This window comes from Micromonospora sp. CNZ309 (assembly GCF_002846525.1).
This window is the reverse complement of the sequence record NZ_PJNG01000001.1, coordinates 94,857-120,279: the sequence shown is the minus strand read 5'-3', so window position 1 is coordinate 120,279 and position 25,423 is coordinate 94,857. Positions and strand designations below refer to the sequence as shown.

The 25,423-nt window shown below is 72.7% G+C and carries 17 protein-coding genes, 2 pseudogenes and 1 riboswitch; of the genes and pseudogenes, 8 read left to right on the top strand and 11 right to left on the bottom strand.

What is annotated here, in order from left to right:
• Positions 1–16 precede the first annotated feature (16 nt).
• Entirely contained in the window at positions 17–1,576 is a 1,560-nt protein-coding gene (locus CLT72_RS00565) for a glycosyltransferase family 4 protein (RefSeq protein ID WP_101414846.1), read from the bottom strand.
• Positions 1,577–1,797: 221 nt separating this feature from the next.
• Here CLT72_RS00565 and CLT72_RS00560 point away from each other — a divergent pair, with 221 nt between their 5' ends.
• On the top strand, positions 1,798–2,979 hold the full coding sequence (locus CLT72_RS00560; protein ID WP_101409054.1) for an acyltransferase: 1,182 nt from the start codon (positions 1,798–1,800) through the stop codon (positions 2,977–2,979).
• A 140-nt stretch (positions 2,980–3,119) separates the two neighbouring features.
• On the opposite strand, the gene CLT72_RS00555 is transcribed toward CLT72_RS00560, so the two are convergent.
• From CLT72_RS00555 to CLT72_RS00540, 4 genes are all read right to left on the bottom strand, one after another.
• On the bottom strand, positions 3,120–5,684 hold the full coding sequence (locus CLT72_RS00555) for a glycosyltransferase (protein WP_101409053.1): 2,565 nt from the start codon (positions 5,682–5,684) through the stop codon (positions 3,120–3,122).
• A gap of 81 nt (positions 5,685–5,765) precedes the next feature.
• Complete coding sequence (locus tag CLT72_RS00550; protein WP_101409052.1) at positions 5,766–6,803, bottom strand: Gfo/Idh/MocA family protein; 1,038 nt, start codon at positions 6,801–6,803, stop codon at positions 5,766–5,768.
• Positions 6,800–7,909: a DegT/DnrJ/EryC1/StrS family aminotransferase gene (locus tag CLT72_RS00545; RefSeq protein WP_101409051.1), complete on the bottom strand. Its 1,110-nt coding sequence runs from the start codon at positions 7,907–7,909 to the stop codon at positions 6,800–6,802. Before CLT72_RS00545 ends, CLT72_RS00550 begins: the two co-directional genes overlap by 4 nt.
• Positions 7,910–8,002: 93 nt before the next feature.
• Positions 8,003–8,683, bottom strand: a complete 681-nt coding sequence (locus tag CLT72_RS00540) for a TetR/AcrR family transcriptional regulator (RefSeq protein WP_101409050.1) — start codon at positions 8,681–8,683, stop codon at positions 8,003–8,005.
• Between the two features lie 151 nt (positions 8,684–8,834).
• Between CLT72_RS00540 and CLT72_RS00535 the strand changes: the two genes are divergently transcribed.
• The 4 genes from CLT72_RS00535 to CLT72_RS00520 all read left to right on the top strand — a co-directional run bounded on the left by CLT72_RS00535 (position 8,835) and on the right by CLT72_RS00520 (position 13,951).
• On the top strand, positions 8,835–9,731 hold the full coding sequence (locus tag CLT72_RS00535; protein ID WP_101409049.1) for an ABC transporter permease: 897 nt from the start codon (positions 8,835–8,837) through the stop codon (positions 9,729–9,731).
• Complete coding sequence (locus CLT72_RS00530) at positions 9,724–10,539, top strand: ABC transporter ATP-binding protein (protein ID WP_101409048.1); 816 nt, start codon at positions 9,724–9,726, stop codon at positions 10,537–10,539. The genes CLT72_RS00535 and CLT72_RS00530 overlap by 8 nt, the downstream gene beginning before the upstream one ends.
• Before the next feature lie 144 nt (positions 10,540–10,683).
• Positions 10,684–12,186: a bifunctional cytidylyltransferase/SDR family oxidoreductase gene (locus CLT72_RS00525; protein WP_101409047.1), complete on the top strand. Its 1,503-nt coding sequence runs from the start codon at positions 10,684–10,686 to the stop codon at positions 12,184–12,186.
• 37 nt (positions 12,187–12,223) lie between these two features.
• Positions 12,224–13,951, top strand: coding sequence for a CDP-glycerol glycerophosphotransferase family protein (locus CLT72_RS00520; RefSeq protein ID WP_101409046.1), 1,728 nt, complete (start codon positions 12,224–12,226; stop codon positions 13,949–13,951).
• A gap of 23 nt (positions 13,952–13,974) precedes the next feature.
• On the opposite strand, the gene CLT72_RS00515 is transcribed toward CLT72_RS00520, so the two are convergent.
• The 3 genes from CLT72_RS00515 to CLT72_RS00505 form a co-directional block, all read right to left on the bottom strand.
• Positions 13,975–14,718, bottom strand: a complete 744-nt coding sequence (locus tag CLT72_RS00515) for an alpha/beta fold hydrolase (RefSeq protein ID WP_101409045.1) — start codon at positions 14,716–14,718, stop codon at positions 13,975–13,977.
• A gap of 105 nt (positions 14,719–14,823) precedes the next feature.
• Positions 14,824–15,669 carry a C39 family peptidase gene (locus CLT72_RS00510; protein ID WP_101414845.1) on the bottom strand — a complete coding sequence of 282 codons (846 nt, stop codon included), beginning with the start codon at positions 15,667–15,669 and terminating at the stop codon, positions 14,824–14,826.
• Between the two features lie 229 nt (positions 15,670–15,898).
• Positions 15,899–16,039, bottom strand: a riboswitch (cyclic di-AMP (ydaO/yuaA leader).
• Between the two features lie 319 nt (positions 16,040–16,358).
• The gene (locus CLT72_RS00505; protein ID WP_101409044.1) at positions 16,359–17,588 is read right to left on the bottom strand and encodes an acyltransferase family protein; all 1,230 of its coding nucleotides are present in this window, start codon (positions 17,586–17,588) and stop codon (positions 16,359–16,361) included.
• A gap of 313 nt (positions 17,589–17,901) precedes the next feature.
• On the opposite strand from CLT72_RS00505, the gene CLT72_RS00500 reads away from it, so the two are divergent.
• From CLT72_RS00500 to CLT72_RS00490, 3 genes are all read left to right on the top strand, one after another.
• Positions 17,902–19,227 (top strand): polysaccharide pyruvyl transferase family protein, encoded by a 1,326-nt coding sequence (locus tag CLT72_RS00500; protein WP_101409043.1) that lies wholly within the window; start codon positions 17,902–17,904, stop codon positions 19,225–19,227.
• A gap of 94 nt (positions 19,228–19,321) precedes the next feature.
• Entirely contained in the window at positions 19,322–19,957 is a 636-nt protein-coding gene (locus tag CLT72_RS00495; RefSeq protein WP_101409042.1) for an alpha-ketoglutarate-dependent dioxygenase AlkB, read from the top strand.
• Positions 19,958–20,055: 98 nt separating this feature from the next.
• Positions 20,056–21,384: a solute carrier family 23 protein gene (locus CLT72_RS00490; protein ID WP_101409041.1), complete on the top strand. Its 1,329-nt coding sequence runs from the start codon at positions 20,056–20,058 to the stop codon at positions 21,382–21,384.
• Positions 21,385–21,633: 249 nt separating this feature from the next.
• Here the strand turns inward: CLT72_RS00490 and CLT72_RS00485 are convergent, their stop codons facing one another.
• The 3 genes and pseudogenes from CLT72_RS00485 to CLT72_RS32475 all read right to left on the bottom strand — a co-directional run.
• Positions 21,634–24,213 carry a DNA gyrase/topoisomerase IV subunit A gene (locus CLT72_RS00485; protein ID WP_358166837.1) on the bottom strand — a complete coding sequence of 860 codons (2,580 nt, stop codon included), beginning with the start codon at positions 24,211–24,213 and terminating at the stop codon, positions 21,634–21,636.
• Positions 24,214–24,363: 150 nt separating this feature from the next.
• Positions 24,364–24,531 (bottom strand): annotated as a pseudogene (locus CLT72_RS32480) (LAGLIDADG family homing endonuclease); the annotation flags it as partial.
• 387 nt (positions 24,532–24,918) lie between these two features.
• Positions 24,919–25,422: pseudogene (locus CLT72_RS32475) on the bottom strand (DNA gyrase subunit A); the annotation flags it as partial.
• Position 25,423 lies beyond the last annotated feature (1 nt).

The window sequence follows — 25,423 nt, the reverse complement described above, 5'->3', positions numbered from 1 at the left end:
CCCGCTCCGGCCTGCTTCAGACCCCCACCTGCCGGGACGGGTCGGCCGCGGGGCCGTGCGTCGGGGCGGGCGGGTGGTCCGGCAGCAGCCGGGAGTAGACCCCGTCCAACACCCGCGCCTGCGCCTCCCACGTCCACGACTCCAACAACCCCGGACGCTCGTACGCCTCCCGGTAACGCCCCGGATCCGCCAACACACCCCGCACCACCCGCACGAAGTCCCCCACATCCTCCGCCCGGAACACCTCACCCTGACCCGTCGACCGCACCGTCTCCGCCATCGTCCGCACATCACTGACCACCAACGGCAACCGCGCATGCGAATACTCGAAGAACTTCGTGATCAACGCGATCTCATGATTCGGCCAATGATGAATCGGAATGACCCCCACCGAAGCCCCCGACAAGAACGGCACCACCTGATGATGCGGCACGTACGACAACACGTGCACCCGCCCCGCCACACCCAACTCCCCCGCCCGCACCACCAACCCCTTCACGTACGGGGCGGCCGGACGGGGCACGACCAGCGCCACGTGGGCGTCGGGCAGTTCGGTGAGCGCCTCGACCATGATGCCGAGGCCCCGCTGCTCGGCGGCGGCGCCGCTGTAGACCAGCAGCGGTACCTCCGGCCCGATCCCGCACAGCTCGCGGATGTCGGGCACCCCGTCGCCGGCACCCGCCGCGTCCGCGCTGCTCGGGGTGTTCAGCACGACGGTGGGCTGCTCGGGCAGGTGGTGCCGCTCGCGCAGCAGGTCGGCCAGCCCGTCGGAGACGGTGAGCACCGCGTCGGCGTACGGGGCGTACTCCCGCTCGTGGGCGGTGTTGGCCGGCAGCCACCGGGGGCTGTCGTTCCAGCGCCGGATGCCGGGCAGGAACTCGTGGGCGTCCCAGACCAGCGCGACGCGCCGGCCCTTGGCGGCGGCCCGCAGCTTGGCCCGCGCGCCGACCCCGAGCATCCGGAAGTCGTTGGCGTGGATCAGGTCCGGCCGCAGCTTGTCGACCACCGGCCCGTAGGCCAACTCGAAGTCCCACAGCGCCGGGTCGAGCCGTCGCCAGGCGCGGTCGCCGGCCACCGTCTGCCAGAACCGCGTGTAGAGCTGGTCCACCGGCGTGGCCAGGCCCTTGCGTGCCTCCTGGGCCCGGCTGAGCTGACGGCGCCGCAGCGACACCCAGCGGCGCGACACCTTCGTCGCCAGCAGCTCACCGCGCAGCAACTGCCGGCTCAGCGTCAGCCCGGCGGAGGAACGCCCCTCCCCGCGGGCCTGGCTCAGCGCGCCGAGCCGCGCCTCCAGGTCGGCGCGGCGGGCGCGTACCTCCTGCTCGCGGCGGGCCGCGATCCCGGTGGGCGGGTAGGCCAGCGGGCCGCGCACCCAGTGGCGGCGGAACTCGTGCGGCGGCCGCGCGAGCGAGGTGGTCATCGGCAGCAGCCGGACCTCGGCGCCGCCGAGCTGCCAGGTCTGCACCTTGCCGGTGGCCGAGCGGCCCAGCAGGACCACGTCCCAGCCGGCCTCGGCGGCCGAGGCGGCGGTCTTCTGCACCCGGGAGTCGCCCTCGACGCCGTTGTCCACGAGCATGACCACCCGGCCACGGGTGGCGGGGGCGGCCGGTCCGGCGGCGCCGTCGGTCATGGTGCCTCCTCGTTCTGTGCGACCCCGTCGGGCCCCGGCGAGTGTACGGCAGCGGCAGCCGCCCGGAACGCCACGCCGCCGGTGCGTCGGGGGCGGCCGACGGCCGTCGACCCACCGGCCGCAGCATCGTCGTCGGACGCGACCGGCCGGGGCACTAGCATGGCCCGGTGACCGCCTCCCACCCTGTCAACGTCGCGCCGGCCACCGGGTCCGGCCCCGCTCCGTCGCCGGCGCCGCACCGGCCGGACGCAGCCGCCGTCACCACGGGCCCGGGCCCGCAGCGCCCCGCCGGCGGACCACCGCCACGCGAGTACGGGCTGGACGCGCTGCGGGTCGTGGCGATCTGCGGCGTGGTGGCGATCCACGTCTTCGGCGTCATCGTGGGCCAGGACGACCTGCGCGGCAACCTCGGCTGGTGGGTGGCCACCGCGATCGACATCGGGGCGATCTGGACCGTGCCCGCGTTCATCATGATCAGCGGGGCGTTCGTGCTCGACCCCCGGGCGCACCGGGCCGGCCCGGCGGCGTTCTACCGCAAGCGGTTCGCCCGGATCCTCCCCGCCATGATCGTGTGGCACGTGGTGTACGTGGTCGTGGTGCGGATGGCGATGCGCGGCGAGGAGATGAGCCTCACCCTGCTGACCCGCCTGCTGATCGACGGCAAGGTCTTCACCGCGCTGTACTTCCTCTGGCTGATCGCCGGGCTCTACGTGCTCGCGCCCGTCATCGCGCCGTTCCTGCACGCCGGCGGGCGGCACCGGGCGCTGGTCACCGCCGGCGTCGCGCTGGGCTGGACGATGGTCGCCTACATGATCCCCGGCATCGCCCTCATCCTCGGCGACTCCCGGCCCAACATCCTGACCAGCTGGAACCGGTGGTGGCCGTACGTCGGCTTCTTCATCGCCGGCTGGGCCCTGCGCCGGGTCGTGCTCAACCGGCTCTGGACGGCGCTCGCCCTGCTCGGCGCCGGCCTGCTGCTGGCCGAGGCGATCTGGCAGTTCGGGGTGGCGCCCCAGCACCGCCTGCTCCAGGCCACCTTCCCGGTGATGGCGACCGGCACCCTGGTCGCCGCCGCCACCCTGCTGATCTTCATGGCCTCGGTGAGCATCGGGTCCCGGGTCACCTGGCGCCCCACGGTGGGCCGCCTGGTGACGCGCCTCTCCGACGCCTCGTTCGGGGTGTTCCTGATCCACCTGCTGGTCTTCGAGGTCTTCCGGCAGCTCATCCCCGACGTGGAGGCCGGGCGGTCGCTGGAGGTCATCGGGCTGACCTACCCGGCCGTGCTGGTGATCTCCTTCGCCGTCTCCATGCTGGCGTCGAAGATCCCGTACGTCCGCGCGGTCTTCTGACCGCCCGCACCGCGAGCGCCGACGGCGGCCCGGACGATTCCGCATCGTCCGGGCCGCCGTCGCTCGTCGGCCCGGGCCTGACGGCCGACGGCCGCCCGCACCCCCCGCAGCGGGGGACGGACGGCCGTCGGCGCGTCGTCTCAGCGAAGGAACGAGGTGAGCTGGCGGGCCGTCCAGGTGCCGTCGTGGTAGGTGCGGGCGTACTCGGCGGAGGCCAGGCCGATCTTGGCGGTCGCCTCCCGGTCGTCGAGCAGGGACTCCACGACCGAGGTGAGGTTGGTCGGGGTGGCGTTGACGATCGGCAGGTCGCCGCCGACGGTCTTCGTGACCTGCTCGCTGAGGTAGGCCACCACCGGCTTGCCGGCGGCCATCGCCTCGACCGCGAAGGTGCCGAAGCTGCCCGTGGTGAACTGGTCGAGCACCAGGTCGCAGTCGCGGACCAGCTCCCGCATCTCGGCCCAGGCGACCCCCTCGGCCAGCCGCAGCTCGATGACGCCCCGGTCGTGCAGGGCCTGCATCGCCGGCAGGATCCGGTCGGTGCCCTTGGTCCACCGCTTGGACGGCGCGTGCAGCACCAGCGGCCGGGGCCGCTGCATCACCGGCCGGTCGCACGCCCAGGCGTCGACGTCCACCACCAGCGGGGCCCACGTCGCCCAGGGCAGGTCCTCCAACAGGTCCGGCGTGGTCACGAAGGCCGGCAGCCCGGACTCCTCCGCCACCCGGCGGTTGCGCTCGGCCTTCTTGCGCAGCTTCGCCGCGATCCCGTCGGGCGCGTCGCTGAACAGGGAGAACTCGTGGCGCTGCTGGTGGCGGTCCGGGTGCCGGATCTCGCTGCCGTGCGCCAGCAGCGCGACCTTGATCCCTGCCTTGCGCAGCGCCGGCAGGTCGCCCTCGATGTTGTCGCCGTTGAGCTGGCCGAACAGCGGCATGAACGCGTCCACCAGCACGTGGGTGTACTGGCTGAGCACCCGGTTGAGCTGATCCAGTTGGAAGTCGAGTTCCGGCTGCCGCAGCGAGTCGAGGTAGATGTCCGCCGGGTAGTCGAACGAGCCGGGCAGCTTGTTCATCACCACCTGCACCGACACGTCGGTGTTGTCGCGGCAGATGGCCCGGGCGAAGGCGGCGGCCTGGCCGGCGTAGTTGGCCGGACCGAGACCGAGGCGGATCGGCGTGTCACCGAGCTCGCGCCAGCCGCCCAGGGGCCGCGGCTCGGCGGTGCCCGTCGACGGCGCGGTGACCGGGCGCTCCTGCACCGTCCACGGCACGTCGCGCGGGCCGGCGGGCGCGACGCCGGAGAGGTCCCGGTAGAGCTGGAGCAGCTTGCTGCTCTGCCGCTCCCAGGACAGGTCGTCGAGGATCGGCTCGCTGATGTGCGCGGCCAGCTCGGCCCGGCGGGCGGTGGCCCGGCGTACGGCCTCCGTGAAGCCCGCCACGTCGCCGGAGGTGAAGGTCTCCCCGATGTCGTGCCCCTCGACGAACGCCCGGACCACCCGCACGTCGCTCGTGACCAGGGGAAGGCCGGCGTGCAGGTACTCGGAGACCTTCGTCGGCAGGGACAGCTCGCAGTTCGGGGTCCGCTGGAACGGGATCAGGCCGAGGTCGGCGGAGCTGAGGTAGTCGGCGACCTCGTACGGGGCGACGTAGGGCACCACGTGCACCCGGTCGCGCGTGCCGTTCGCCTCGGCCCGGGCGAGCAGCTCCTCCAGCAGCGGGGTCATCCGGCCGCTGACCAGGGCCAGGTGGTGCTCGGGCAGCTGCGGCAGCGCCGCGATGACGGTGTCCAGCCCGCGTTCCTTGCCGATCCAGCCCGCGTACACCATCAGCGGCACGCCCTCGGCGACGCCGGCACGCTCCCGTACGGAGGCGGTCATGGCGCCGCTGCGGATGCCCTCGCGCACCGGCGAGTTTCCCACCACCATCGGGGTCTTCGGCAGCCCGTACTCGGTCTGGAGCTTCTCGGCGATCTGCTCGGAGACGGTGACCACCGCGTCGGCCCGGCCGATGAACTCCCGCTCGGCGGCCCGCACGCCGCTGGCCTGCTGCGGCTTGGGCCAGGCGACGCCCTGCACGTACTCGTGGGCGTCGTAGAGCCAGACGCAGCCGCGCCCGCGCGCCCGCAGCCGCGCGGCGCTCATCGCCGCGGTCGGGATCGTGTTGATGTCGTTGGCGTGGATGACGTCCGGCTCCAGCTCCTCCAGCACCGGCCCGAACGCCAGGTCGATGTCGAGCAGCGTCGGCCAGTCGGTCCGCCAGTCGCCGGTCGGCGGCAGCGGCTGGGTGCTGTGGAACTGTTCCCAGCCCCAGGCCCGCAGCCGGAACTGGTGGACCGCCTCGTGCGCCCGCAGCCAGGCGCGCGGCGGAGGGTTGCGCTTCGCCGTCTGCGACCGGAGCCAGGCCTGGTGCGAGGCGCGGTAGCGCGCCAGCGCGGACTTGTCCGGGATGCCGAACTGCGTCAGCGTACGGCGGACCCGGTGCTCGCGGGCCGGCCGGCGCGACAGGGTCTGCGGCACCGGCACCCGGATGACCTGGATCGGCCCCATGGCGGAGCGCTCCAGCTCGCCCTTCTTGCGGCTGCTCCGGCCCACCAGGACCACGTCCCACCCGTCCCGGGCGGCGGCGATGGCGGTCTTCTGTACGCGGGAGTCGCCGGTGATGCCGTTGGCGACCAGTACGACGAGCCGCGGCGCTCGGCGGGGCGTTGACATGCGCTGTCCTTCGTGGAGGAGGGCTGGCGGTGAAGGGTGCCCGACCGCGGTCCGCCGGACGCGGACCGCGGTCGCCCGGGGTCAGCGGGTGGAGAGGGTGTCCCCCGCCGGGGACGGGGTGCCCGTGCCCACGGCGATCGTGCTGCCGTCGGTCGCGGACCGCAGGACGGCGCCGGCCACCTCGACCGTACGCAGGCCCTGGCGCAGGGTCACGATGTCGCTCTCCTTGCCCTCGACCGCGTCGCGGAAGCGCTCGTGCTCGACCAGCAGCGGCTCCCGCTTCGGGATCGCGTAGCGCACCATGTCACCCTCGGCGACGCCCCGGAACGCGCGCAGCGCCTCCCACTCGGTGTCGATGGCGCCGTTGGCGTAGAAGGTGAGGTCGGCGGTGAGGGTGTCGGCGACGAAGCAGCCCCGGTCACCGGTGATGACCGTGGACCGCTCCTTGAGCGGGCTCAGCCAGTTGACCAGGTGGTTGACCATGGTGCCGTCGGCGAGCTGCCCCACCACGGCGACCATGTCCTCGTGCAGCCGGCCGCTGCGCGAGACCGTCCGGGCCGACACCGAGGTGTATTCCTGGCCGGTCACCCAGCTGGTCAGGTCGATGTCGTGGGTGGCCAGGTCCATCACCACGCCGACGTCGGCGATGCGGTGCGGGAACGGGCCCTGCCGGCGGGTGACGACCTGGTAGACCTCGCCCAGCTCGCCCGCCTCCAGCCGGGTGCGCAGGTTCTGCAGGGCGGGGTTGTAACGCTCGATGTGCCCCACCCCGGCCACCAGGCCGGCGGCCTCGAACGCCTCGACGAGCCGCAGCGCCGCGTCCACGCTCTGCGCGAGGGGCTTCTCGATCAGGGCGCTGACGCCGTTGGCGGCCAGTTCCAGGCCGACCTGCTCGTGCAGCGCCGTCGGGCAGGCCACCACCGCGTAGTCGACGCCGAGGGCGAGCAGGTCGCCGAGCTCGGGTACGACCGGCGCGCGCAGCGTGCCGGTGGTGTCGCCGGCCGGGTCGACGATGCCGACCAGCTCGACGCCGTCCAGGCCGGCGAGGACGCGGGCGTGGTTGCGGCCCATCGCGCCGAGGCCGATCAGGCCGGCGCGCAGCTTGCGGCCGGCGCTCATCGGGCACCCCCGGCGAGGTTCGCGCCCTCGGCGATGCGCTCCAGCTCGGCCTCGGTCAGCGAGGGGTGCACCGGCAGGGAGACGACCTCGGCGGCGGCGCGCTCGGTCTCCGGCAGGTCCCAGGGGCCGGGCTTGCCGTCCTCGGTCAGGTAGGGCTTGAGCCGGTGGATCGGGGTCGGGTAGTAGACGGCGTTGCCGATGCCCAGCTCGGTGAGGCGCTGCTGGGCGGCGTCCCGGTCGCCCTGCACCCGCACCGTGTACTGGTGGTAGACGTGCCGGGCGGCGTCGGCGACCGGCGGGGTGACCATGCCGGTGATCTTCGAGTCGAGGAACTTGGCGTTGGCCCGGCGCTGCTCGGTCCACTCGCCCAGCTGGCCCAGCTGGACCCGGCCGATGGCCGCCGCGACGTCGGTCATCCGCATGTTCGCGCCGACGATCTCGTTGGCGTACCGCTGCTCCATGCCCTGGTTGCGCAGCAGCCGCAGGGTGCGGGCCAGCTCGGCGTCGCCGGTGCTGACCATGCCGCCCTCCAGGGCGTGCATGTTCTTGGTGGGGTAGAAGCTGAAGCAGCCGGCGGTGCCGAAGGCGCCGACCGGGGTGCCGTTCAGCGCGGCCCCGTGGGCCTGGGCGGCGTCCTCGACGACGGCCAGGCCGTGCCGCTCGGCGATCGCCATGATCCGGTCCATCGCGGCGGGGTGGCCGTAGAGGTGGACCGGCATGATCGCCACGGTGCGCGGGGTGACCGCGGCGGCGACCGCCTCGGGGTCGAGGCAGAAGCTGGCCGCCTCGATGTCCACGAAGACCGGCTCGGCGCCGACCAGCCGGACGGCGTTCGCGCTGGCCGCGAAGGAGAACGACGGCACGATGACCTCGTCACCCGGGCCGAAGCCGAGGGCCATGAGGGTGAGCTGCAGGGCGGAGGTGCCCGAGTTCACCGCGACGCAGTGCCGCCCGGCGACCAGCTCGCCGAACTCCTCCTCGAAGGCCGCGACCTCGGGACCCTGCACCACCCGGCCACTGCGGAGCACCCGAACAGCCGCTTCGATCTCGGCGTCACCGATGATCGGCCGCGCTGGGGGAATGAACTCTGGGTGCGGCCCAGCCATGGGGCATCCTCCTGTGTCAGATGGTGCTCGGGTGGGGTTCGGGGTGCGATACTAGCCCGTTACGGATCGGGTCGAGACCGACGAGGTCAACGTTCACGCACCGGCCCGGTGGGGTTCAGAAGCGGTCAGGGACCGGGTGTCCCACACCGCCGGCTCGTCGAGGGACGGACCGGTACATGCTACCCGTAGCGCCGCGACGATCGCGGCGGCCATGCGGGCGATCTCCGGCGTGTCAAGAGGTGTCCGCGAAATTGCCAGCCGCCAGTAGACCGGCCCGACGATCAGATCCGCCGCGCCGCGCCGGTCGGCTCCCGCCGGCAGCTCGCCCCGCTCGACCGCCCGGCCGATGACGAGCTCGCCGATCCGGTCCTGGTAGCCGGCGAGCGCGCGCTGGAGGGTCTCGGCGATCTGCGGGTTGCGCGCCGCCTCGGCGAGCAGGTCCGGGATGATCTGCGAGGCCAGCGGGTGGCGCAGCGCCCCGGCGGCGACGAGCAGCAGCAGCTCCACGTCGCCGCGCAGGCTCCCGGCGTCGACCATGGGCAGCTTGCGCCCGGCGACCGCGGAGACCATGTCGAGCACCAGTTCGAGCTTGGAGCGCCACCGGCGGTAGATCGCCGTCTTGCTGACCCCGGCCCGCCGGGCCACCGCCTCTATCGACAACCGGCCGTAGCCGACCTCCGCCAGCTCCTGCGTGACCGCGCGGCGGATGGCCGTGGTGATGTCGTCACGGAGCACCGCCGCACCGGCCGGCACCCGCCTCTTATCGGTCTTCACGTGCAACAATGTAGCGCAGCGACGGTACGGTTGCGTCCCGACGTGTTTTCCACTACGGTTCGCCCGGCGACGAGGCGGCGCTCCGCACCGGCCACGCTCTCCCGTCGTCGCGCGCAACCCGTTGGCACGAAAGAGATCGGAGCGCCAAACCATGGCCAACACCACGGTGGCCGACCCGGATTCCGGGCTCACCGGGGCCCAGCTCGCCAAGCGGTACGGGCTCCGGTTCGCCGGCGAGCGGCCGTCCCTGGGCGAATACGCGGGGCAGCTCTGGCGCTACCGGCACTTCATCGCCGCGTACGCCAACGCCAAGCTGGTGGCGTCGTTCAGCAACGCCCGGCTCGGGCAGCTCTGGCAGGTGCTCACCCCGCTGACCAACGCGGCGGTCTACTACCTGATCTTCGGCGTGGTGCTGGCGCAGAACAGGACCCCGAACTTCATCGCCTACCTCTGCACCGGCCTGTTCATCTTCAACTTCACCCAGACCGCGGTGCAGACCGGCACGCAGTCGATCACCAGCAACCTGGGCCTGATCCGGGCGCTGCACTTCCCCCGCGCCTGCCTGCCGCTGGCCGTGACCATCACCCAGTTCCAGCAGCTGCTCGGTTCGATGGTGGTGCTCCTCGTCATCGTGCTGGTGACCGGCGAGCCGATCACCCTGGCCTGGCTGATGCTGCCGCCGGCGATCCTGCTCCAGACGGTCTTCAACGCCGGGCTCACGATGGCGGTGGCCCGGATGGGCTCGAAGCTGGCGGACCTCAAGCAGGTCATGCCCTTCGTCTTGCGCACCTGGATGTACGGCTCCGGGGTGCTCTACAGCGTGGACCTCTTCAGCGAGCAGCTGCCGTCCTGGGCCTCCGGGCTGGTCGAGCTGAACCCGGCGCTGGTCTACATCGAGCTGGCCCGGTACGCGCTGCTGGAGAACACGCCACTGCTCAGTTCCTCCCTGCTCCAGCTCTGGGTGACGGCGCTGGGCTGGGCGATCGTGATGGGCGTCGGAGGTTTCATCTACTTCTGGCGGGGCGAACAGGAGTACGGCCGTGGTTGAGCACTTCGAGTCGTCCAACGACGTGACGGTGACGCTGCCCAAGGTGCAGGAGCGCATCCCCACCGTGGTGGTGGACGACGCGCACGTCATCTACCGGATCCACAAGGGCGCCGGTGGGGGCGGTGGCCCGGTCGGCGCGCTCAAGCGGATCGTGAGCCGCACCTCGGCGCCGAACATCCGGGAGGTGCACGCGGTCAAGGGGGTCAGCTTCACCGCGTACCGGGGCGAGGCGATCGGGCTGATCGGCAGCAACGGCTCCGGCAAGTCGACCATGTTGCGCGCCATCGCCGGCCTGCTGCCGGTCAACCGCGGCGCGGTCTACACGCAGGGGCAGCCGTCGCTGCTCGGGGTCAACGCGGCCCTGCTCAACGACCTCTCCGGCGAACGCAACGTCGTGCTGGGCTGCCTGGCCATGGGCATGTCGCCCGAGGAGGTGCAGCGGCGCACCCCGGAGATCATCGACTTCTCCGGCATCAACCAGCGGGGCGACTTCGCCTCGCTGCCGATGCGCACCTACTCCTCCGGCATGGGGGCCCGGCTGCGCTTCTCCATCGCCGCGGCCAAGAAGCACGACGTGCTGCTCATCGACGAGGCCCTCGCCACCGGCGACAAGATCTTCCGCAAGCGCAGCGAGCGGCGGGTGCGGGAGTTGCGCGAGGGCGCCGGCACGGTGTTCCTCGTCAGCCACCAACTCTCCTCGATCCGGGACACCTGCGAGCGGACGATCTGGCTGGAATCGGGCGTCCTGCGCATGGACGGCCCGACCGACGAGGTCGTCCGGGAGTACGAGGCGTTCAGCGGCAAGTAGCGCCCCGGCGCACGTACGGCATCCGCCCGGTGCCGGCCGACCGCGTCGCCCCGTGGGGGCGGCGCGGTCCGCGCGTTAAGGTTCATCCGGTCGCCGCCCGGGCGGAACCTTCTGTTCACGCACCCTGAGAGTGAGGCTTCGGCAATGACGCAGGACCACACCGCTGGCCCGACCGCCGCACCGGAGAACCCGGCACCGTGGCGGCCCTCGCGGACGGTGGCGGTGGTGCTGGCCGGCGGCACCGGGACCCGGCTGGGCCTCGGCATCCCGAAGCAGCTGCTCAAGATCGCCGGCAAGCCGATCATCGAGCACACCCTGGCGGTCTTCGAGGCGGCGCCCGAGATCGACGAGATCGTCGTGCTGATGGCCACGGGGCACGTCGCCGACGCCCAGCAGATCGTCGACAAGGCCGGCTTCCGCAAGGTCACCAAGGTGATCGAGGGCGGCGACACCCGCAACGCCACGACCCGGATCGCGCTCGACGCCGTCGGCGAGGGCGACTGCAACATCCTCTTCCACGACGCGGTGCGGCCCCTGGTCAGCGGCCGGATCGTCCGGGAGTGCGTGAACGCGCTCTGGACGTACTCGGCGGTCGACGTGGCGATCCCGTCGGCCGACACGATCGTCCAGGTCGACGAGGACGACTGCATCACCGACATCCCGGTGCGGTCCTCGCTGCGCCGGGGCCAGACGCCGCAGGCGTTCCGCTCGGGCACCATCCGCGAGGCCTACCGGCTCGCCGAGGGCGACCCGCACTTCGCCGCCACCGACGACTGCGGGGTGGTGCTGCGCTACCTGCCCGGCACCCCGATCAAGGTCATCGACGGCTCCGACGAGAACATCAAGGTCACCCACCCCGTCGACGTGCACCTGGCGGACAAGCTGTTCCAGCTCGCCGCCGCGCAGGCGCCCCGGGTGACCGACGAGCGCAGCTACACCGAGGAGCTGACCGGCCGGACCATCGTCGTCTTCGGCGGCAGCTACGGCATCGGCCACGACCTCGCCGAGCTGGCCCGCCGCTACGGCGCGCAGGTCTTCCCGTTCAGCCGCTCCAGCACCGGCACCCACGTCGAGCGCGCCGAGGACGTCGAGGCGGCGCTGAAGACCGCCTTCGAGGCCACCGGCCGGATCGACCACGTGGTGGTCACCGCCGGCATCCTGGAGAAGGGCGCCCTCGCCGAGATGGACCAGGACACCATGGACCGGGTGCTCCAGGTCAACTTCGTGGGGCCGGTCATCGTCGCCCGCCAGTCGCTGCCCTACCTCCAGCAGACCAAGGGCCAGCTGTTGCTCTACACCTCCAGCTCCTACACCCGGGGCCGGGCCCGCTACGCGCTCTACTCCTCCACCAAGGCGGCCCTGGTCAACCTCACCCAGGCGCTGTCGGACGAGTGGGCGGAGTTCGGCGTACGCGTCAACTGCGTCAACCCCGAGCGGACCGCGACCCCGATGCGCACCAAGGCGTTCGGCGAGGAGCCGGAGCACACCCTGCTCGCCGCCGAGACCGTCGCCCGGTCGTCGCTGGACGTGCTGATCTCCGACCTGACCGGACAGGTCATCGACGTGCGTCGCGCGCCCGGCGAGGTGCCGGCCCAGCCGGGGCCCGCGCGGGCCGAGCGGGACGCGAGCCTCGCCGACGCCGGCTGACGGCGGATTTCGGGCCACGGCGGGAAACGGAGCCGACATGCGTGGTGACCTGGTTCGGAAGCTGCTCGCCCGCGCGCTGGCCACCGGCCTGGCGGTGCTGGCGTTCCTCGTGGTCGCGCTGACCGGCGCGACCGGCTGGGGGCTGGGGCTGGCCGTGGGCGCCCTCGCGGCGGCCGCCTGGGAGCGGCGGGTACGCCCGGGCGCCGACAACGCGGCGGAGACCGCGCTGGTCGCGGCGGCGATCCTGGTCGGCTACGCCCGCCGCCTCGACGCCGGCTTCGATCCCGCGCTGGCCGCGACCGCGCTGGTCCTGCTGGGGCTGGTGCTGCTGGTCAATCCGCTGCGGGACGCGGGCGGCCTGGAGGTGCGCGCCGCGAACCTGCCGGTGCGCTCCTGGACGCCGCTGGTCGCCGCCCGCCTCGGCGACGCCCTGTCGGGGCTGCTGGCCCTGCTGGCGCTGGCGGCCGTCGCGAACCTGCCGGCCGGCGTCGCGCTGGCGGCCGTGCTGCTGGTGGCCGCCGGCGCCGGGGCGGTCGGGCTGGACCTGGCCCGGCGCCGGTTCCGCCCGGGTGCCGGCGGTTCGGCGGTGTCCCGCGCGCTGCGCCGGCACCAGCCCGAGTTCCTGCTGCACTTCTCCGCGCCGCCGGGCTCGGAGTACCAGGTCACCATGTGGCTGCCGTACCTGGAGCGGATCGACCGGCCGTTCCTGGTGATGGTGCGCGAGCCGGAGTTCCTGTCGTTGATCGCGGCGGCCACCAGCGCGCCGGTGGTCTACTGCCCCACCACCAGGGCGATGGACGAGGCGCTGGTGCCCAGCCTGCGGGTGGCCTTCTACGTCAACCACGGTGCGAAGAACAGCCACTGCATCCGCTTCACCCAGCTGACCCACGTCCAGCTGCACCACGGCGACAGCGACAAGGCCCCCAGCGCCAACCCCGTCTCGGCGATCTTCGACCGGATCTTCGTCGCCGGCCAGGCCGCCATCGACCGGTACGCCCGCGCCGGCGTGGACATCCCGGCGGAGAAGTTCGTCGTCGTCGGCCGCCCGCAGGTCGAGTCGATCGAGGTACGCCCCGAGCCGGCGTACGGCCGGGCCAACCCGACCGTGCTCTACACGCCGACCTGGACCGGGCACAACGCGGACGCGAACTACTGCTCCCTGCCGGTGGCCGAGACCCTGCTGCGCCGGCTGCTCGACCGGGGCGCGACGGTGATCCTGCGCGCCCACCCGTACACCTCGCAGAACCCGGCCTCCGCCCGGCAGCTGGGCCGGCTCACCGAACTGCTGGCCGCCGACCGGGCGCGCAGCGGCCGGCAGCACGTCTTCGGCACCGCCGCCAGCCGGGAGCTGACCCTCACCGAGTGCGTGAACCGCTCGGACGCGCTGATCTCCGACGTGTCCGGGGTGATCTCCGACTACCTCTACTCGGGCAAGCCGTACGCGGTGACCGACATGGTGGGCTCCGGCGACCGGTTCGGCGAGCAGTTCCCGCTCGCCGGGTCGGGCTACGTGCTGCGGCGCGACATGTCGAACGCGGACGAGGTGCTGACCGCGCTGCTGGACACCGATCCGCTGGCCTCGGCCCGCTGGGTCACCCGGAGCCGCTACCTGGGCGACTTCCCCGCCGAGACGTACGCCGAGGCGTTCCTGACGGCCGCGCGGCGCCAGCTCGACGAGGGCTGGAACCCGCCGGCCCCGCGTACCGCCGGCGGGCCCGGCCTGCCGGTCGATCCGGACGAGGCGACGCTCTCCCCCGCCACCTGACACGCCCGGCCGGCGGCGACGGGTCAGCGGTAGGGCTCGACGAGGTCCAGGACCGTCCCGGGGGCCTCCACGTGGGCGTTGTGCCCGAGGCCGGGCAGCGTGGCGACCGGCACGCCCAGCTCCTTGAGCTGGGCGTCGGTGACCATGGGGTCGTGCTCGCCACGGGCCAGCAGCACCGGCACGTCGGTCGCCGCCAGCAGGGCCGGCAGCTCCGGCTCGCCCACGTCGAACGCGGCGGGGTCCATCGCCAGCCGCCAGCGGCCGTCGACCTGCCGCAGCCCGGCCTCCACGACGGGATGGTCCGGTGCGAAGAGCCCGGTAAGGCCGGCCACCCGCAGGTAGCGGCGGGCCGCTTCGTCCCGGCTCGCGAACCAGGTCACCGGACGGGCCGCCAGCTCACCCGCCTTCGCCAGCTCGGCCGGCGACCAGACCGCCTTGATGCCGACCCCGACCACGGCCTCGACCGGCACCCCGGCGCCGCGGGCGGCGAGCGCCAGCCCGACCACCCCGCCGAGGGAGTGCCCCAGCACGACGAGCCGGTCGTCCGCCGTCAGCCCGGCGGCGATCCGCGCGGCCAGGCCCGCGAACGAGTACTCCGGCAGCGGCGGCGACCAGCCGTGACCGGCGAGGTCCGGCGCCAGCCACCGTCCCGCCCAGCGGCGCTCCAGCAGCGGCGCGCAGGGCAGCCACACGTCGCCGGTCGCGCCCATGCCGTGCAGCAGCAGGAGCACCCGCCGGCCGTCGCGGTCACCCGATTCATCGACCATGCCGCGCAGTCTGTCACCCAGCGGGGCGCCGGGCGAGGGCCGTGACCCGGACACGACAACGGGCGCCGGCCCCCGGGGTGGGGGGCCGACGCCCGTCGGTGTCGCTCAGGCGGAGTAGCCGCGGGTGGCGGCCCAGTTCGCCAGGGCGATGGTGCTCATCCAGTACGACGCGGTCGCCGGGTTCGCCGAGTCGGCGATCTTCACGAGCCGTCCCTCGTCCTGGTAGCCGACCACGGCCACGTAGTGGCCGCCGGGGAACGAGTGCCAGCCGCCGTCGGTGTCCGTGGCGCTGCCGGCGACGTTCACCACGACGCCCCGCCCGTCGCCGATGGCCGCGACGACGTCGGCCTGGAGCCGGTCCATCTGCGCCGGGGTGGCGGCGCCGCCCGGGATCATCCGGGTCCGGTACGGCTCGCCCTTCACCGTCGCGTTCAGCACGCGGGTGGTGTCCTGGGCCGAGTCGGTGCCCATCTGGTCGGTGCCCAACTGGGCACCGAGGGCGTCCTGGCTGCGCGCGATGCCGGCGGCGCTGAGGGCGTGCCGGACGGCCGCCGGACCGCAGTTGTAGAACGTGGTCTGGGCCTGGTAGTCGTAGTCCAGGCTCTTCGCGGCCGGTGGCTTCGGCGGCTCCGGCTTGCGGGTCAGGTCCGGGTCAGGGGCGGTGCTGGTGGCGCTGGCCGACGGGGCGGCGCTGGCGGCGGCCGGGGCCGCGCTGGACGGGGCCGTCGCGATCCGGGCCTGCCCGCGCGAGGCCGCGGTGGCCTCGCGTGGCTCGCTCGCGGCGACCGGGGCCTGCGCGGCGGCGGGGGCCTCGTCGGCTCCGGCCAGCAGCGCGCCCGTGCCCGACGCCAGCACGAGCGCCGCGGCGGACGCGGCGGCCAACTGGTACGGACGCTCGGACGTGAGGCGACGTAGCTGTCGCCTGAGGTGGTGCTTCACGGTTTCCTCCACGGGCTCGGGGGTGAGCGGCCGGCGGTCCGCGCCGAGGGCAGGGCGGACCGACCGCGCGGACGGGCGTCCGTGCGGGTGGTGGGCCACTCAGGGGATGCGCCCGGGATGCCGGGCGACGAACGGTGACCGGTCGGTCAGCTCGCTACCTGCGAAGGGGCGAGCGCGGGCACCGCGGCGCCGTGGAGACGGCGGAACAACCGGGGGGTGGGTGGGTGCTGCACGAGGATGGAACTCCTTCCGACGCCGCCGACCGGGTTAGCTGACGGATTCGGGCGGGAAGAACGCCCTACCACAGGCCTGCGGCCCACGGATTCACCCCACGAAGCACTGGGTCCCCGGCTCGTCGTTCACGATTAGGCGGGTCGGTGCGGCGTCGCCTCTGAGCGATCGGGTACCGCACCGGACGCGCCGACATTACTGGCCGGTCCGCGCCCTGCCAACCCAGCCCCACCTGCTTAAACCTTGATCTGGGCGCAATTTTTGCGGGCAGCTCGCCACTGACGTGACTCAATGGGACGACCGTTTCGGCCGGCGCCCGAGGGTGACAACGGGACGAGTGGCGGGCATCGACCCCGAAACCCCGGCGGGAAACGACCCGGCCGCGCCCGGTGACCGGTTCGGCGTCGCGGTGACCGGCGTCACGAAAACGGTCGGGCCTTCCCGACGGGTGGGATTTCCGCCCGGGGCGGTCAGCGCGAGTCGACGTACGCCGCCGGGTGGTCGGCGGGCCGGGGACGCGGCACGGCGTCGCCCCGCTTCCCCGGTGGTGGCCCGGAGGCGCCGGGGTCCGTCCCGCCGTCGTCCCCGCCCCGCGGCGTCGGGCGGGCCGTCCTGCGCGGGGTGAGCAGCCGCATCATCGGCGTCTCGACGAAGCGGTGCAGCAGGGCGGCCAGGGCCAGGTTGACCAGCAGGAAGCCGAGCACCACCGCCAGCCCCCACCAGCCGGGGAACCCGACGCCCCAGTCGCCGGTGAACCGCAGGACGCTGATCATCACCAGGACGTGCACCAGGTAGAAGGCGAAGGAGACCTCGCCGAGCCAGACCATCGGGCGGGACCGCCACGGCGAGCGCCGCCCGCGTACGTCGGCGTCCGCCGCCGCCGCGATGACCAGGATGTACGCCACGGAGAGCAGCGCCGCCCACAGTTCGGCGCGGACCCACTGCGCGGCGAGCACCCAGGTCGCCACGAACACCAGGCTGGCCACCGGCAGGCTCGGTCCCCGCCACCGGCCGCGCCGCATCAGCTCGGCGGCGGCCACGCCCATCCAGAACTCCAGCGACCGCACCGGCGGGAAGATCTGGGTGAACCACCACCGGCTCTCCTCCGGCACCAGGGACTGGGCCGGCCAGAGCGCCAGGATCAGCAGCGGCACCGCGACCACGACGGCCCACAGCGCCCACGGCCGGGCCCGGCGGATGAACGGCAGGGCCAACGGCAGGCAGAGGTAGAAGAAGAACTCGCAGGACAGCGACCAGCTGACCGTGTTGATGCTGTAGAAGTGGCCCGGCCGCGGGTCCCAGGCCTGGAGGAGGAAGAGGTTCTCCACCGCGACGACCCGGTCCACGGGGTCGGCGAACCAGGCCGCGACCGCCAGGGCCGCCACCCACAGGACCACGTGGCTCGGCCAGATCTTGGCCACCCGGCGGCGCCAGAACGCCCGGCGGGTGTCGCTGGGCCGGGCCGACCAGACCAGCACGAAGCCGCTGAGGATGAAGAAGAACTGCACGCCGGAGAGGCCGAGGGCGAAGGCCCAGTCCACGACGGCCTTGTGGCCGGGCTCGGCGATGATGCCCATCGTCGCGACGTGGAAACCGAAGACGAGCAGGGCGGCGACCCAGCGCAGCCCGGTCAGCGACGGCAGGCGGCTGGCCGGGGACGCGGGCCGGACTGCCGGCGCGGCGGTCGCGGTCCCCGTCATGCCGGCATCCCGGCGATCCGCAGGGTCACCAGCACGTACGTCTCCTCCTCGGCCCGTCGTCGGGCACCTGCGCGGGGGCCCGTCGGCGGCCCACCGGTCGGCGCCGCCCCGCCGGGCACCCTACCCGGCGGCCCTGAGACTCTTTTCCGTCCCGTCCGTGAGTGTCCGTTTCCGTCCCACCGGGCGGCGCGCGTTCCCCCTGCTCCTCGGTGACCGTTGCGTCCCGAACCGTGACGGGCGGCGACAGCCTCCGGATCCGCGCCGATCGGTGGCTAGTATTCCGGGACCCGGAGGCCACGAGAGGCGGGGACTGATGCACCAGCGGATCCTGATGCGGGCGAAGAAGGGCCCCTTCGACGTCTACTCGCCGGAGGAGACGCACGAACGGAACTGGATCGGCGACAACAACGGCAACCTGGTCTTCAGTCACGCCGCCCACAAGCTCCTGCGTACCGCCACCGCCGAGATCACCTCGACCGAGTTCAGGATCGACCCGCGCGACGCGGGCATGATCAACGAGCGGTACGACGTCTACGTGGTGCCGCTCGCCAACGCCTTCCGGCGCAGCTACGCCCACCGCGTCGAGGTCATGACGAAGCTCATCGAGCAGCTCAAGATCCCGGTGGTGGTGCTCGGGGTGGGTGTGCAGACCGACATCCACGGCGACCGGGAGTACCTGCGCCCGATCGACGACGTCGTGACCCGCTTCGTACGGGCCGTCCTCGACCGCTCGCACAGCATCGGCGTACGGGGCGAGATCACCCGCGACTACCTGCGCGCCCTGGGCTTCTCGGCCGTCGACGTGATCGGCTGCCCCTCGATGTTCCTGCACGGCGACGGCCTGCGGGTGGAGAAGCGCAAGGCCGCGCTGGAGCCGGAGGACCGGCTCGCGCTCACCGTCTCACCGTACGTCACCTCGATGGCGGAGATCATCGCCAGCCACCACGCGCGGTACCCGAACCTGCGCTACCTGCCGCAGGACCTCAAGACGCTCGGCACGCTGCTCTACGGCGACGCCCCCGCCGACCGCGGCCGGTCCAGCAAGATCCCGATCCACACCTCGCACCCGCTGTTCACCGAGGACAAGGTGCGGATGTTCGTCGACCCCTGGACCTGGATGGACTACCTCTCCGGGTTCGAGTTCGCGTTCGGCACCCGGATCCACGGCACCATCACCGCGCTGGTCTCCGGCACGCCCGGCTACCTCTTCGCCCACGACTCGCGCACCCTGGAACTCGCCCGGTACTTCGACATCCCGCACCGGGTGATGAAGGAGGTGCCGGTCGACGTCGACGCCGCCCAGCTCTACGCGGAGGCGGACTACACGGCGCTCAACGCGGGCCACAAGTCGCGCTACGAGACCATGCTCGCCTTCCTGGCCAAGCACGACCTGGGCAACGCCTTCGCCGACGGCGACAGCGCGGCCCGGTTCGACGCGCAGGTGCGCTCCACCGCCTTCCCGCCGGCCGTACGCCCCGCCGCCGCGACCCCCACCGACGCGCTGCTGGAGCGGATCCAGTGGCTGCGCGACCGCAACGCCGCGCTGCGCAAGGAGACCGAGGCCCTGCGCGGGCAACGGCTCCAGACCCGGGTGAAGCAGGTGATCGGCGGCCGGGTGCGCCGGATACTGAACCGCTGAGCCCCGCCCCACCGTCGCGGTCGCCGCCCCGCCTGGCGGGCCAGCGGGCCGCGCGTCCGTACACCTGTACCAACACGGCGGGTAGGCTGGGCGGATGACCGGGGCCACCTACCAGCCGTCGATGCTCGACCTCACCGCCGCCGGGCCGTCGCTGTCCCCGCTGGCCGGCCGGCTGCGCCGGCACCCGCTCAGCCACGGCGCGTGGGTCGACCACCTCCCCGGCTGGGTCACCGGCTCCGACGAGGTGTTCGACGTCCTGCTGCGCGACGTCCCCTGGCACGCCGAGCGCCGCACGATGTACGACGCCGAGGTCGACGTGCCCCGGCTGCTCTGCTGGTACGCCGGGCACCGACCGCTGCCGCACCCGCTGCTGAGCGAGGCGCGCGCCGCCCTCACCCGGCACTACGCCCCCGAGCTCGGCGAGCCCTTCGTCACCGCCGGCATGTGCCTGTACCGCTCCGGCCGGGACAGCGTCGCCTGGCACGGCGACACCCAGGGCCGTTCCGCGCACACCGACACGATGGTCGCCATCGTCTCGTTCGGCTCGCCCCGCCCGCTGCTGCTGCGGCCCTGCGGCGGCGGCGACAGTCTGCGCTTCCCGCTCGGCCACGGCGACCTCGTGGTGATGGGCGGCTCCTGCCAGCGCACCTGGGAGCACGCCGTGCCCAAGACCTCCCGACCCGTCGGGCCCCGCGTCAGCGTCCAGTTCCGCCCCGCCGGCGTCGCCTAGCCAGGGCGGCCCGCAGGGCCGCACCGGGCCTCTGCTAGAAACGACTCCTGGGTTTCACCTGCGCCCCCGTCACCTCTTCACGACGCGAAGGGCGTTCCATGACCCAGTCCTCCACCGAGCCGCGCTCCCGTTGGTCCGCGTGGGCGGTCCACGGCGACGGCCGGTCCATCCGCCCCGGCGACGTGGTCCACCCCGGCGAACGCCTCTCCTGGCCGCGAACCCTCGGCGTCGGCGTGCAGCACGTCGTGGCGATGTTCGGCGCCACCTTCACGGTGCCGCTGATCACCGGGTTCCCGCCCGCCACCACGCTCTTCTTCTCCGGGCTCGGCACGCTGCTGTTCCTGCTGATCACCGGCAACCGGCTGCCTTCGTACCTCGGCTCGTCCTTCGCCTTCATCGCGCCGGTGCTGGCGGCGAAGGCCGGCGGGGACATCGGCCCGGCGCTCGGCGGCATCGTCGTCGCCGGCGCGGCGCTGGCCGTCGTCGGGCTGGTCGTCCAGCTCGCCGGGTCGCGCTGGATCGACGCGCTGATGCCGCCCGTGGTCACCGGGGCGATCGTCGCGCTGATCGGCCTGAACCTCGCCCCGGTGGCCTGGGACGGCGACGGCAGCGGCACCGGCGTGAAGGCGCAGCCGCTGATCGCGGTGGTGACCCTGGCCGCGATCCTGCTCGCCACGGTGGCGTTCCGGGGCTTCCTGGCCCGGCTGTCCATCCTGCTCGGGGTGGGGGTCGGCTGGGCCCTCGCCGCCGCGCTCGGCAGCCTGGATCCGAAGGCGGTCGACGGGCTGCGCGACGCCGCCTGGGTCGGCCTGCCCGAGTTCCACGCGCCGAGCTTCAGCCTGCGCGCGGTCGTGCTGGTGATCCCGGTGATCCTGGTGCTGATCGCCGAGAACGCCGGGCACGTCAAGGCGGTCGCCGCGATGACCGGCCGCAACCTGGACCGGGACATGGGCCGGGCGTTCATGGGCGACGGGTTGGCCACGATGCTCGCCGGCTCCGGCGGCGGTTCCGGCACCACCACGTACGCGGAGAACATCGGCGTGATGGCGGCGACGCGGGTCTACTCCACCGCCGCGTACTGGGTCGCCGGCCTGACAGCGGTCCTGCTGGGGCTGAGCCCGAAGTTCGGGGCGCTGATCCTCACCGTGCCGGCCGGCGTGCTCGGCGGCGCCACCACCGCCCTGTACGGCCTGATCGCCATCCTCGGCGCGCGGATCTGGATCGAGAGCCGGGTGGACTTCCACGACCCGGTGAACCTCATGACCGCCGCCGTCGCGGTGATCGTCGGCGCGGCCAACTACACCCTCACCGCCGGCGACCTCTCGTTCAACGGCATCGCCCTGGGCACCGCCGCCGCCCTGATCGTCTACCACGGCATGCGCCTGGTCGCCCACCTTCGCGGCACCACCCCCACCCCAGCACCCTGACCCCACCCTGTGACCCCACCCCACGCTCCCCGGCCCGGCCCGGCCCCCGCTCCCGCTCCCGCTCCCGCTCCCGCTCCCGCTCCCGCTCCGGCGATCATGAGGTTGACCGACGGGAAGCGGACATTTCACGCCGCTAACCTCATGATCGACGGACAGAGGACAGAGGGCGGGGGCGGGGGCAGAGGGCGGGTGGATGGGGACGGGAAGGGGGCCGGCTGCAGTGCAACCGGCCCCCTTCTTCGGCGGCGGTCAGTCGCGGTCGATCTGGTGGCCGATGACCGTGGGGCCCAGCATCACGGCGAAGCCGGAGCCGTCGCGGCGCGGGTCCGCCGCCGGCAGTTCCACCGGCTCGCCGGTCGCCGTGGCGCCGACCGGCCGGGGCCCGACCCAGGCGACGGCCACGTCCGTCTCACCCTTGAGGAAGCGATGGGCGCGCACGCCGCCGGTCGCCCGCCCCTTCGCCGGGTACGCCTCGAACGGCGTGACCTTCACCGTGGCGCCCGTGGAGGTGACCACCATCGGCTCGCCGTGACCCGGGTCGTCGGTGCGTACGGCGCCGAAGAACACCACGCGGGCACCGGCGGGCAGGTTGATACCCGACATACCGCCGCCCTTGATCCCCTGCGGCCGGACGATACCGGCGGCGAAGCGCAGCAGCGACGCCTCCGAGGTGACGAAGGTCAGCGTCTCCGCGCCGTCGGTGAGCCAGGTCGCCCCGACCACCTCGTCGCCATCCCGCAGGCCGATCACCTCGAACTCGTCGGAGCGTACGGGCCACTCCGGCGCGCAGACCTTGACCACGCCCTGCCGGGTGCCCAGGGCCAGGCCCGGGGATCCCTCCGAGGTGGGCCCCAGCGGTGCCAGACCGACCACGGTCTCCCCCGGCTCCAGCGGCACCACCTCGGCGGCGGCCATCCCGCCGCGCAGTGAGACCGTGCCCGCCTGCTCGGGCAGGACCGGCAGCGGCAACACGTCGACCTTGAACGCCCGGCCGGCGCTGGTCACCAGCAGCACCCGCCCCCGGGCGGTGGAGTGCACGACGGCGCGTACGGCATCGTGCTTGACCCGGCCGTGCCGTCGGCGGCCCTCGGACGCCTCCTCCGACTCGGCCGCCGTCCGGGCGACCAGTCCGGTCGCGGAGAGGATCACCTGGCAGGGGTCGTCAGCCACCTCGAGCGGGCCGGCCGGCGCGGACGCTGCCAGCACCTCCTTGAGGTCGCCGTCGACGAGCGTGGTGCGCCGCGGCGCACCGAACTGCTTGACCACCGCCGCCAGCTCGTCGGAGACGACCTTCTTCAGCACCTTGGGGTCGTCGAGGATGGTGGAGAGCTCGGCGATCTCCTTGCGCAGCTTCTCCTGCTCGGCCTCCAGCTCGATGCGGTCGTACTTGGTCAGCCGGCGCAGCGGAGTGTCCAGGATGTAGGTGGCCTGGATCTCGGAGAGCCGGAACTTCTGCATCAGGCCGTCCTTGGCGGCCTGGGCGTCCTCGCTGGCCCGGATGAGCTTGACCACCTTGTCGATGTCGAGCAGGGCGATCAGCAGGCCGTCGACCAGGTGCAGCCGCTCCTCGCGCTTGCGGCGGCGGTAGGAGCTGCGCCGGGTCACCACCTCGTAGCGGTGGGCCAGGAACACCTCCAGCAGCGCCTTCAGCCCGAGGGTCCGCGGCTGCCCGTCGACCAGCACCAGGTTGTTGACGCCGAACGACTGCTCCAGCGGGGTGAGCCGGTAGAGGTCGGCGAGCAGTGCCTGCGGGTTGACGCCGACCTTGCACTCGACCACGAGGCGGGTGCCGCTCTCCCGGTCGGTGAGGTCCTTGACGTCGGCGATGCCGGTGAGCCGCTTGGTCTTGTTGACCTCGTTGGTGATGGCCGCGATGACCTTCTCCGCGCCGATGCCGTACGGCAGTTCCACGACGGTGATGGCCTGCCGGCCCCGGCTGCCCTCCAGCGGACCGATCTCGACCTTGCCCCGCATCCGGACGACCCCGCGCCCGGTCTCGTAGGCCCGCCGCACCTCGTCGAGCCCCAGCAGCAGGCCGCCGGTGGGCAGGTCCGGACCGGGGACGAACTCCATCAGCTTGTCGAGCGTGGCGTCCGGGTGGTTGATCAGCCACCGGGCGGCGGAGACGACCTCACCGAGGTTGTGCGGGATCATGTTGGTCGCCATGCCGACCGCGATGCCCGACGCGCCGTTGACCAGCAGGTTGGGGAACGCGGCGGGCAGCACCGTGGGCTGGGTCAGCGAGCCGTCGTAGTTGGGCTCGACATCGACCGTGTCCTCACCCAGCTCGCCGACGAGCAGCATCGCCTCGCGCGACATCCGGGCCTCGGTGTATCTCGACGCCGCCGGCCCGTCGTCCGGGCTGCCAAAATTTCCATGCCCGTCGATGAGTGGCACGTTCAGCGAGAAGCTCTGAGCCAGCCGGACCATCGCGTCGTAGATGGCGGTGTCGCCGTGCGGATGGTACTTGCCCATGCAGTTGTGGACCACGTAGCCCTCGGCCACGAAGGCGTGCTCGTCGGAGTCGACCTGGATGTCGTAGGTGGTGGCGGAAGCCACCACCTCAACGGAGACGACCCGCAGGAACGACCGCCCGGCCAACGCCTCGAGTCGGCCAGCGAGGGGCGAACCGATGCGCCGGAGTTTGCGAACCCAACCGTCCCGCTCCGCGCGCCAAAGCGGAAACGACCGCTCCGACAAGGGCAGGCCGTTGCGGTCCTTGCCGTACCGCACCTTGCTCCCGGGGCCTGACAGGGACGCCCGGAAGGCGTTGCCGTCCTCGTCGCGGAACCATCCACCGCCCTGATGGGCGTTGGTGAAATCCTGCATCACCGGCCGGCACGGCAGGCGGTCGTTGCCCTGTTTGCCCCCGTATCGATAGCCCAGCTCGACCACCCGCCGGAGGCCGTCGCTCTTGTAACCGATGCGTACCCAGGGCAGGAGCAACTCGGCGACCACAGCAGCATCCCGGCCGGTGACGGAGAGGCCGAGAAGCGGGCGGTGGCCGTCGCGTCCGCTGTTCCAGTGGTGACCGTGCACCCCCAGGTCGGCGAGCATGGAGTAGATCTGACGCACCAACACCTCGCTGGTGCTCACGAAGACGAGTTCGCGGTAACGCTTGCGGATGTAGCCGTCACCGTCGAAGAAGCCGGCGAGGAAAGGCGCCCATGCGGAACGATCTGCGAGCACGTCGTCGGGCACACGCTTCGCGTGACTGAGTGGCGTGCCGGCCTCGAGCAGCCCCTCGTGCCTGGCGAACGTGAGGATGTGCTGGTCACGATGGCACGGATCGCTTGCTTCGCGCTTGCCTCGGGAGGCGTTCAATCCGTTCGCGATGGCCCACCCGTGGGCGACGTCGAGCGGTTCGACGTCGCACATGTGCAGCCGTACGCGGCCGTCCGCGTCGCGGGACCGATCGACGGCGAAGCCTTCGGCCACCACGAGCCCACGGACGTAGTCGTACGGGTCGCCACCAGATGCGGGTGCCGTCCCTCGGCGCGTCCCGTACGCGACGGTGAGATGTCCGGTCAGGTCTCGGGCTTCCACCCACCGGACAGCCAGGTCTCCATCCACCACGCGAAACCGCTGCCCGGGCGTCACGACCATGGTGTGGCCATTGCTCCACGTGACCCGGACCAGGTCCGATTTCGGGTTCCGATAAGCAGCGACCACCGGGATGGCCGCCCCGTCGCCGTCCAACACGAGGTCACCGACGTCGACATCTTCGATCGGCCGCAGACCCCCGGGCGTCGAGACCAGGGTCCCGGCGACGAAGCAGTCGCCGACGATGCGGGCGGACTTGACGTGCCCCCGGTCGGGGCGGTGCCCCTGCTCGTACATGGACCAGAGGATGCGCCGGTGCACCGGCTTGAGGCCGTCGCGGGCGTCGGGCAGGGCCCGGGAGTGGATCACCGAGAAGGCGTACTCCAGGTAGGAGTCGGAGACCTCGGTGACCAGCGGGTTGTCGAAGACCCGCGCGCCGGCCTGGTCGAAGGCGGACAGGTCCGCCTTGGCGCGGTCGTCCTTACGGCGTGCCATC

Coding starts and splice junctions, on each gene's coding strand:
- CLT72_RS00525 (WP_101409047.1), top strand. CDS start 10,684: ATGACGCAGGACCACACCGCTGGCCCGACCGCCGCACCGGAGAACCCG.
- CLT72_RS00520 (WP_101409046.1), top strand. CDS start 12,224: ATGCGTGGTGACCTGGTTCGGAAGCTGCTCGCCCGCGCGCTGGCCACC.
- CLT72_RS00545 (WP_101409051.1), bottom strand. CDS start 7,909: ATGGCTGGGCCGCACCCAGAGTTCATTCCCCCAGCGCGGCCGATCATC.
- CLT72_RS00495 (WP_101409042.1), top strand. CDS start 19,322: ATGACCGGGGCCACCTACCAGCCGTCGATGCTCGACCTCACCGCCGCC.
- CLT72_RS00490 (WP_101409041.1), top strand. CDS start 20,056: ATGACCCAGTCCTCCACCGAGCCGCGCTCCCGTTGGTCCGCGTGGGCG.
- CLT72_RS00535 (WP_101409049.1), top strand. CDS start 8,835: ATGGCCAACACCACGGTGGCCGACCCGGATTCCGGGCTCACCGGGGCC.
- CLT72_RS00515 (WP_101409045.1), bottom strand. CDS start 14,718: ATGGTCGATGAATCGGGTGACCGCGACGGCCGGCGGGTGCTCCTGCTG.
- CLT72_RS00555 (WP_101409053.1), bottom strand. CDS start 5,684: ATGTCAACGCCCCGCCGAGCGCCGCGGCTCGTCGTACTGGTCGCCAAC.
- CLT72_RS00500 (WP_101409043.1), top strand. CDS start 17,902: ATGCACCAGCGGATCCTGATGCGGGCGAAGAAGGGCCCCTTCGACGTC.
- CLT72_RS00505 (WP_101409044.1), bottom strand. CDS start 17,588: ATGACGGGGACCGCGACCGCCGCGCCGGCAGTCCGGCCCGCGTCCCCG.
- CLT72_RS00485 (WP_358166837.1), bottom strand. CDS start 24,213: ATGCAGGATTTCACCAACGCCCATCAGGGCGGTGGATGGTTCCGCGAC.
- CLT72_RS00565 (WP_101414846.1), bottom strand. CDS start 1,576: ATGCTCGTGGACAACGGCGTCGAGGGCGACTCCCGGGTGCAGAAGACC.
- CLT72_RS00550 (WP_101409052.1), bottom strand. CDS start 6,803: ATGAGCGCCGGCCGCAAGCTGCGCGCCGGCCTGATCGGCCTCGGCGCG.